General features: G+C 40.3%; 4 protein-coding genes. 3 read left to right on the forward strand and 1 reads right to left on the reverse strand.

Annotated features, from left to right (window positions below; translation table 11 throughout):
* Nucleotides 1–19: 19 nt before the first annotated feature.
* The 3 genes from leuS (at nt 20) to K6V43_RS08730 (ending at nt 7213) form a co-directional block, all read left to right on the forward strand.
* Nucleotides 20–2521 (forward strand): leucine--tRNA ligase, encoded by a 2502-nt coding sequence (gene leuS / locus K6V43_RS08720; protein ID WP_222382674.1) that lies wholly within the window; start codon nt 20–22, stop codon nt 2519–2521.
* 590 nt (nt 2522–3111) lie between these two features.
* The gene (locus K6V43_RS08725; protein WP_222382675.1) at nt 3112–4785 is read left to right on the forward strand and encodes a glycoside hydrolase family protein; all 1674 of its coding nucleotides are present in this window, start codon (nt 3112–3114) and stop codon (nt 4783–4785) included.
* A gap of 64 nt (nt 4786–4849) precedes the next feature.
* Entirely contained in the window at nt 4850–7213 is a 2364-nt protein-coding gene (locus tag K6V43_RS08730; protein ID WP_496108340.1) for a glycoside hydrolase family 68 protein, read from the forward strand.
* 411 nt (nt 7214–7624) lie between these two features.
* Here K6V43_RS08730 and K6V43_RS08735 read toward each other — a convergent pair whose 3' ends face one another.
* On the reverse strand, nt 7625–8389 hold the full coding sequence (locus K6V43_RS08735) for an alpha/beta fold hydrolase (RefSeq protein WP_222382678.1): 765 nt from the start codon (nt 8387–8389) through the stop codon (nt 7625–7627).
* Between the last annotated feature and the right edge of the window lie 202 nt (nt 8390–8591).

The following is an 8591-nucleotide window of genomic DNA, read 5'->3' on the forward strand; positions in this document are numbered from 1 at the left end:
ATTGACATGGAGAAATGATATGAGCTTCTACAATCACAAGGAAATCGAGCCCAAATGGCAGGAATTTTGGGCAAAAAATCACACATTTAAAACGGGAACAGATGCAGATAAGCCAAACTTTTATGCCCTAGACATGTTCCCTTATCCGTCTGGTGCAGGCTTGCACGTTGGTCACCCTGAGGGCTATACGGCGACGGACATTCTCAGCCGTTACAAGCGTGCCCAAGGCTACAACGTCCTTCACCCAATGGGGTGGGATGCCTTTGGTCTTCCAGCGGAGCAATACGCTATGGATACGGGAAATGACCCAGCTGACTTTACAGCAGAAAACATTGCCAACTTCAAGCGTCAGATTAATGCCCTTGGCTTTTCTTACGACTGGGACCGTGAGGTTAATACAACAGATCCTAACTACTACAAGTGGACTCAGTGGATTTTCACTAAGTTGTATGAAAAAGGCCTGGCCTACGAGGCAGAAGTGCCTGTAAACTGGGTAGAAGAATTGGGAACAGCTATCGCCAACGAAGAGGTCCTTCCTGACGGAACGTCTGAGCGTGGTGGCTACCCGGTTGTCCGCAAGCCAATGCGTCAATGGATGCTGAAAATCACTGCCTATGCAGAACGTCTGCTCAATGACTTGGAAGATGTTGACTGGCCAGAGTCAATCAAGGATATGCAGCGCAACTGGATTGGCAAGTCAACAGGTGCCAATGTGACCTTCAAGATCAAGAACACAGACAAGGACTTCACTGTTTTCACAACTCGTCCAGATACCCTTTTTGGTGCGACCTACGCTGTTCTTGCCCCTGAGCATGACTTGGTTGATAGCATTACATCGCCTGAGCAGGCAGAAGCTGTGGCAGAGTATAAACGCCAAGCTTCTCTTAAATCAGACCTTGCTCGTACAGACCTTGCTAAAGACAAGACAGGTGTTTGGACAGGTGCCAATGCTATTAACCCAGTCAATGGTCGTGAAATTCCGATCTGGATTTCAGACTACGTGCTTGTGAGCTACGGAACAGGTGCTATTATGGCTGTTCCTGCCCACGATGAGCGTGACTGGGAATTTGCCAAACAGTTTGGTTTGGACATCATTCCGGTTTTGGAAGGTGGTAATGTAGAAGAAGCACCTTACACAGAAGATGGTCTTCACCTTAATTCAGACTTCCTAGATGGTCTGAATAAGGAAGAGGCCATTGCTAAAATGGTTGCTTGGTTGGAAGAAAATGGTGTTGGTCAGGAGAAAATTTCCTACCGCCTCCGTGACTGGCTCTTCAGCCGTCAGCGTTATTGGGGTGAGCCAATTCCAATCATCCACTGGGAAGACGGCACTTCCACAGCAGTACCTGAAAATGAGTTACCTCTGGTATTGCCAAAAACCTCAGACATCAAGCCTTCAGGTACAGGTGAATCACCACTTGCTAACTTGACAGACTGGTTAGAGGTGACACGTGAAGACGGCGTCAAAGGTCGCCGTGAGACCAACACCATGCCACAATGGGCGGGTTCTAGCTGGTACTACCTCCGCTATATCGACCCACACAACGATGAGAAATTGGCAGACGAGGAGCTTCTCAAAGCTTGGTTGCCAGTGGACATCTACATCGGTGGTGCCGAGCATGCAGTCCTTCACCTGCTTTATGCTCGCTTCTGGCACAAGTTCCTCTATGACCTTGGCGTTGTACCGACCAAAGAGCCATTCCAAAAACTCTTTAACCAAGGGATGATTTTGGGAACTAGCTACCGCGACAGCCGTGGGGCCCTTGTAGCGACAGATAAGGTTGAAAAACGTGATGGTTCCTTCTTCAACATCGAAACTGGTGAAGAGTTGGAGCAGGCACCTGCTAAGATGTCTAAGTCTCTTAAAAACGTGGTCAACCCAGATGATGTGGTCGAGCAATTCGGTGCGGACACTCTCCGCGTTTATGAAATGTTCATGGGTCCACTTGATGCGTCAATTGCATGGTCAGAAGAAGGTCTCGAGGGCAGCCGTAAGTTCCTTGACCGTGTTTATCGCCTCTTGACGACCAAGGAGCTTGTGGCGGAAAATAGCGGAGCGCTTGATAAAGTTTACAATGAAACTGTTAAGACGGTGACAGAGCATATTGAAGACCTGAAATTCAACACGGCTATCGCCCAGCTCATGATTTTTGTCAACGCAGCCAACAAGGAAGACAAGCTCTACGTCGAATACGCCAAAGGCTTTGCCCAATTGATCGCCCCATTTGCACCGCACTTGGCAGAAGAGTTATGGCAAGGTTTGACTAAGTCAGTTGAGTCTATCTCATATGTCGCTTGGCCAACATATGACGAAAGTAAGCTGGTAGAAAGCGAAGTGGAAATCGTTGTCCAAATCAAGGGTAAAGTAAAAGCTCGCTTGACCGTAGCCAAAGACCTATCACCAGCTGAACTTGAAAAAGTTGCCCTTGCAGATGAAAAAGTCCAAGCTGAAATCACTGGGCAAACAGTGGTGAAGGTGATTGTTGTTGCAAACAAACTCGTGAATATCGTTACCAAGTAACGATTGCCTCGTTTGTTTGTCCATTTCCAACCTCCAACAGCCTATCCGTAGACTGTTGGAGCCAACTAAATTGGTGAATATTGTTGTGAAGTAATCGGACTCGTCATTAGGGGGGAGCGTCAGTTGTGACGGTTTCTGTCCTTATCCATAAAACAAAGAAGAGAGCCCTCGCTAGAAAAGATCTAAGCGGGGGCTTTATGATTGTGGCTGGATGATTCTAGTAATCAATGGGAAGTAGCTTTTCTACTAATTATTTGTTAAATAAAAATGCATAAAAATATAATAATACGACATGAATTAGACAGAAAAGCTCCTTGTTATAATGGATAGGATTGCATTTACATTTTTAGTTTTCGTATGAAAAAGAAAATAGCAAAATTTAATCCCTCAAACAAGTGTATAAGTAAAATACTGTGGTTTGTATCAAAAGTAATGTCATAAAGAAAAAATGTACCAAAAATATTCCCAAAATTAAAAACACATATTTTCCAATTGATTGGTAGATAGTTGCTTTTTGTTATGATCAACTAATACTTGTCCTTCTTGCAACAAAATTGCAATTGGCAAGTATTCAAGCTATAATGAAGCCTATGAAAAAAGATTTAATCAGGATTAGCTTATTTTATTTACCGATATTTTTGATATTATTTTCATGTCGTACTCAATCATCAAATCAATCTAAGTCTTATCATTTAACTGTAGAAGACAATTGGTCAAATGATTTACAAACTATTTCTTGGAATGAGCAAAAGGAGTATTATGATATTTATTTTTTGCATTCTAAGGATGGAGCTGCTAATCCTTTCGGAGAAAATGGTCAGGATTGGTACCACACAACAACTACTGATTTTATAAACTATTCAGCACAAAACCGTGCAATACCCTCTAGTGGAGGAGATGTTACACAAGGTTGGAAATCAGCATGGACAGGTTCAGTCATCACAAATAGTCAACTACTATTTAAAGATGTACCACATAATGGAAAAATTGCTTATATCTCCGGGCTGAAAAAAGATGACGGTAGCCAAAATATATGGATACTTTGGTCTGAGGATGGTAAAACTTATTCCCATGTTTTAAATGATGGGAAACCAGTCCTAACAACGAACCTGTCAGATAATCAAACTGATTTAAGGGATCCATATGTTGTTAATTATAAAGATAGATTATTAATGTATGTAGCAGAAGGTGATGTTATAGGTGTTTACCAGTCAAAAGATGGTATACATTGGGCAAAAGCTGATGAGCAAGGTCAGAGTAAAGTTCTTGCATCGACATTTTTTAGAGGTAGAAGCTGGGCAGGTAATGCCCCTGTCGAATGTCCTGTCATAAAAACGATGAAAACAACTAATGGTGAAGAAAAGCAAGTCCTATTTTTTGGTGCAAAAGATACCACGATGGGGGAAACGACAGGTACTTATTATACGGTAGGTCATTTAGATAACAACGGTCTTTTTGTAGCGGAATGTGATACGAAAAGATTGGATTACGGTTCGGATTATTATGGAGCAAATTTTTCTGGAAGTGAGTCACTCGATGAGAAGAATGATTTTATAACTACAATGGGTTGGATTGGAAACTGGAACTACTCTGCAAAAGGGGTTCATAGTGATCAAGAAGCCAAAAGTAACTACATTAATCACTTGGGTTCATATAGTTTGGCACGAGAGATTAAATTAAATGACAAACTGGCTATTGAACAAAATGTTATTACAGATAAATATTTGATTGATAAAGAGATAAAAAATATTACGGCAGCTAATCCGCTTACACAAGAGGGGAAACCATTTACTCAGATACAACAAAATGGCAAAAGAGTAAACGGCTTGATCTATTTAAAAGATCTACAAAATCAGAAAAGATTCCAACTGACTTCAAATGAGATGCCAAAGGGTGAAGTATATGTTGAAATTTGGCAAGGTGTAGATTATATCAAATTGATGTTAGACGTTGAAACTGGGAAACTACGGGTGAGTGCACGGTCAAGTGAACTAGATAACGGTATAGAAGGACAGTTAGCGTCTAGCTATTATTTCGATGGTTTACTAGGAGAAGGTAATGGTTACCAAGTATCATTAGATGTGAGTCAATGGGAGAAGTTTCAAATTGATATATATACGGACAATCGAGTTATTGAATTTTTCTTTCCAGATGGTCAATCTTACACTGTTGCAAGATTTGGAAATCAATCGACACAGAATCTGAAAGTACTTTCTTCGGAAAACGATGAAAATATATCGTTGAAAACTTTCATAAATATTTGACAATTAAAAAATTTGTAAGTATAATGAAACTTAAAATAAATTTAATAGAAAATTGGAGTTAGTAATGCGTAAAAAAATGCGTAAATCAAAGAAAAATTGGATTGTCGTTAGCGCTACAGCTGCAAGTTTATTCGTTGCTGGAAATGCGACAATAGCTTCTGCCGACACTGTAGAAACAACTAGTCCAACAACGACTTCTGAGTCAACAGTAACGGTAGAATCTACAACAGAGGATACTAGCTCTACAAAAACTTCTGATTCAGTCGTTTCAGATACGACAACTGAATCAGAAGGTTCAGAAACCGTAACAGATTCTTCTGTTTCGACGGTAGATAACTCAGAGACGCAAGCTACAGACGCAGATGTTGTAAGTAATGCGAATGAAGTTATCAACGCAACTACTGAGAAAAGTGTTAATGAAGAACTTAATTCAGTTGCTGAAAATACTGTGACACCATCTTCGGATACTACAACAGCTGATGTTGAAGTTACTTCAAATGAAATGGCAACTTTAGAATCAAGTGTTTCAACAACTTCAGCACCAATTCCATCAGCTGCATCATATGGTTTGACAGAAGAAGCGTATGCAATTGCATTAGAAGCTAACCTTGATTTATCAACCTTAACTGAAGCACAAAAAGATGCATTGAATAAAATCAAAAGGGATGTGACCGCGGAAACGGGCTCTCAAATGACCTATAAGCAATTTGAAGAAATTGCAAATACTTTAGTTGCACAAGATGAACAATATGCTATTCCATATTTTAATGCTGCTGCGATTAAAAATATGGCAGCTGCAACAACTCGTGATGCTCAGACTGGGGAAGTTGCAGATTTAGATGTTTGGGATTCATGGCCAGTTCAGGATATTAAGACTGGTGAGGTTGTAAATTGGAATGGCTATCAATTGGTAGTTGCGATGATGGGTGTTCCGAATACAAATGATAATCATCTCTACCTCTTGTATAATAAATATGCGGATAATACATTTGATAATTGGAAGAACGCAGGAGCAATTTTTGGCTATAAATCAACATCATTGATTCAACAATGGTCAGGTTCTGCAGTTGTTAATAGTGATGGCTCTATTCAATTGTATTATACACACGTAGATACAAGTGATAATAATAGTAACAATCAACAATTAGCAACGGCAACTTTAAATCTTGCTTATGATGATAGTGATGTATATCTAGTTTCAGTTGATAATGATACTGTACTGACTCCAGAAGGAGGAGATGGTTATTATTATCAAAGCTATGCACAATGGAGAGAGACATTCACAGGTGCTGATAATATTGCTATGCGTGATCCACATGTCATTGAGGATGCTGATGGCTCTCGTTACCTTATTTTTGAAGCAAGTACTGGTACTCAGAATTATCAAGGTGAGAATCAAATCTATAACTGGGCTAACTATGGTGGAGATGCTGCATACAATATCAAGAGTCTCTTTGCAATTTTAGAAAACTCAGATATGTATGAGCGAGCTAAATTTGCGAATGCAGCAATTGGTATTTTAAAGCTGTCAGGAACTGAAAAAAATCCAACAATTCAAGAGTACTATACTCCACTAGTTAGTTCACCAATGGTGAGTGATGAGATTGAGCGTCCAAATGTTGTGAAGTTAGGGGATAAATATTATCTATTTGCAGCATCAAGATTGAATCATGGAAGTAACAATACAGCATGGAATCTTGCAAATTCAGTTGTTGGTGACAATGTTGTTATGCTAGGGTATGTATCAGATAGTTTGACTTCAGGTTACTCTCCATTGAATCATTCTGGAGTAGTTTTAACTGCATCTGTGCCAGCAGACTGGAGAACAGCTACTTATTCTTATTATGCAGTTCCAGTTGAGGGTTCTTCTGATACGCTACTTGTCACAGCCTACATGACTAACCGGAATGAAGTTGCTGGTAAAGGAAATAACTCTACTTGGGCCCCAAGCTTTTTGATTCAAATCCTTCCTGATAATACAACACGTGTTTTAGCAAAAATGACTGAGCAAGGTGATTGGATTTGGGATGAATCTAGTGATACTAAAAATACCGTTGGAACATTTGATACAGCGTATTTGCCAGGAGAAAATGATGGTTACATTGACTGGAGTGGTGTTGGTGGATATGGGCTAAAACCACATATGCCTTACTATCCAACTACACCAGATATTCCTGTAACACCAGAACCAGAAGTTCCAGTCGTTCCTGAGCATCCATCTAATCCAGAAGTTCCATTTACACCAGAACAGCCTGCGATACCGGCACAACCTGGCTTGGCTACTCCAGTCCAACCAGGTACTGCAAGTCAGAATAAAACTACAGTATTACCAAGTACAGGTAGTGAATCTGGACTGGCACTTACAGTGCTTGGGCTGCTAAGTCTCGCTTCAGTTGCGAAAATCTCAAGGAAAAGAGACTGGAACTAATTTTGAAGAAAGCTATAGAGTGCAATAGTATTTTGTATCTCAACCTGTTAAACTAGGTTTGCATTCTCATTTCCAACAGTTTTACTGAACTGTTTTGACACGTTTTATTTCCTTCTATTCCCAGACTGTTGAAGCAACGTCAGTATCGTTGTGAAATAAAATAATTATATCAAGAAACGACTTCCGTATTGGAGGTCGTTTATTTATACTCAATGAAAATCAACAGTAACCTAGCTTCAACAATTTGGGAGATTTTGATGGCTGAAAATCAACAGAACTGTGTTCGCATCATTAAGCCGAAGGTAGAACTCTGTCACTTTCTCATTTCAAAGAAATAGGCCGAAAAGCGCCATCGGTGCTTTTTAGTTACCAGGGCTCTTAACAAACTAGATTTTAGATGTTCGAAGAGTATTAGATAAATTCCTGTTCTTCCAACCATGCTCGAATAACAGAAAGGGTTTTACCTTGAAATTTTCCAGTTGGGTACATATGATCAGCCCCTGTTAGTGAGACTAGAACAGAATTTTTGTAATTATGTGCTGTTTTTCTGGCGATGGCAGAGACAGTCATTTTGTCCTCACTTCCTGTGATGACTAAGACAGGCCCGGTAATGCTACGAAAGTCCACATAGCCTGCTCTGCTTTTATCTAGGAATGGAAAGGCCATTTGTGTGTAAACCTTGCCTGAGTCAGGGACGAGGTTTTGATAGAGCTTTTCTTTTATACTAGGATCCTGCGCATTGAGGCAGTAAGAAAAGAAGGCTTTTTTATAAGGTGGAATAGGTTTTTTCCAAAATCCCCAGCGAAGAAAATGGGGTAAGAAACTGGCAAGCATGGTTGGATAAAGAGCGAAGATATCGGCAGTTGGGGCAGGGCCAATGAGAATCATGCCAGCAACAGGGGTCCGTTCCGCAACCATTTGGGCTAAGAGACATCCAAGTGAGTGACCCAGAAGTAAAGGTGGCTCTTCTAGACTTTCGACCAAGGATACCAAGTCATCCACATAGTCTGTCAAACTAACGTCACCGACTTTTTTGATCCCTTCTTCATAGGGTAAATCGTGATAGCGTAAACTAGGGGTATGGATCTGTAAGCCAGTTTTTTCTAACTGACTAGCAAAGTCTCCCCAGAATGAGCCATTACACCAGGTACCGTGTATTAAAACGATGCTTTTCATAGGTTTACTCCTGACTTTTTCTTAATTATAGCATGAGAAATCGAATTGTGAACAAATTGCAACCTATCTATCATATTTGTCATATTATTTTAAGTTCGGGAGTTTGACAGTTTGAATGACACAAAAGTGCTCTAATCGTTGATATAGCGCTATTTTTTTGTCAAATTTTTGTATATATTTCTTGCGTACTTTCTCGTACTGT

Source organism: Streptococcus suis (assembly GCF_019794615.1).
Lineage (GTDB): Bacteria > Bacillota > Bacilli > Lactobacillales > Streptococcaceae > Streptococcus > Streptococcus suis_AI.